Here is a 1,017-nt window from a genome sequence, read left to right as displayed (position 1 = left end):
TGGGGGTGGGGTTTTCCCCGCGAAGAGGCCGCTACAGGCAGCGCAATGCCCCCAGTCTAGGCACCTATCCCGAAGTGAATAACCCCGCCTCGCGCATACCTGCTATGGCAAACCCGCATGCCCGCCCTGCACACCGAACTGCGACTGGCGCCACAACTCGAACACCCGGTTGCGCAACCAGCGATGTTCGGCCGAGGCCTGCAGGCGCTGGTGCCACACCACCCAGTAGCGCTGGCTGTGGTCGATGAAGCCCAGCGGCCGCCAGGCCAGGTCGTGCAGGCGGCACAGCTGCCGGGCGATGTGTTCGGGCACGGTGGCCAGCGCCTGGCTGTTGGCGATCACCTGCACGGTGGCAGAGAAGAACGGCACTTCCAGGCTGACCCGCCGTTGCAGGCCCTGGGCGCGCAAGTGGCGGTCGATGAAGCTGTCCTTGTCGCCTCCACCGGAAATACGCACATGCTTGTGCGCCAGGTAGTCGGCCTGGCTGAGCGCGCCGCGGGCGGCCAGCGGGTGGTCGTGGCGCATCAGGCATACCGCGCGGTCCTCGCCCAACAACCTACCGTGAAGGTTGGGTGGCGACTCGTCGAACAACGTGGTTGCCAGGTCGATCTCGCCACTGGCCAGCAAGGTGTACTGGCCGGCCTGCCAGGTTCGATATTCCAGCGATACGCCCGGCGCTTCGCGCTCCAGCGCTGCCACCAGCAGCGGCAGCATGTGCTCGGCCACATAGTCTGACGCGGCCAGGCAGAAGCGCCGCTCGCAACGCGCCGGGTCGAACACCGCGGGCTGGCGCAGGGCGTGCAGCTCCTCGAGAACCTGGCGCAGGGGTTCGACCAGGGCTTCGGCGTATTCGCTGAGCACGTAACCGCGGCCCTGGCGTACCAGCAAGGGGTCGTCGAAGGCTTCGCGCAGATGGGCCAGCTGGCGGCTGAGGGCGGACTGGCTGACGCCCAGACGCTCGGCGGCGTGGCTGAGGTTCTTCAGCTGCAGCAGGTGGTCGAGGGTGCGCAGGTGGGC

General features: G+C 67.9%; 1 protein-coding gene. It reads right to left on the bottom strand.

Features of this window, described 5'->3' with window-relative positions:
* Window positions 1-102 precede the first annotated feature (102 nt).
* Window positions 103-1,017, bottom strand: a 915-nt coding sequence (locus ACK1U9_RS00115; RefSeq protein WP_449109583.1) for a LysR family transcriptional regulator, incomplete at its 5' end; no start/stop codon positions are given.

Source organism: Pseudomonas sp. XP1 (assembly GCF_053557675.1).
This window is presented reverse-complemented; position numbering and strand designations above follow the sequence as displayed.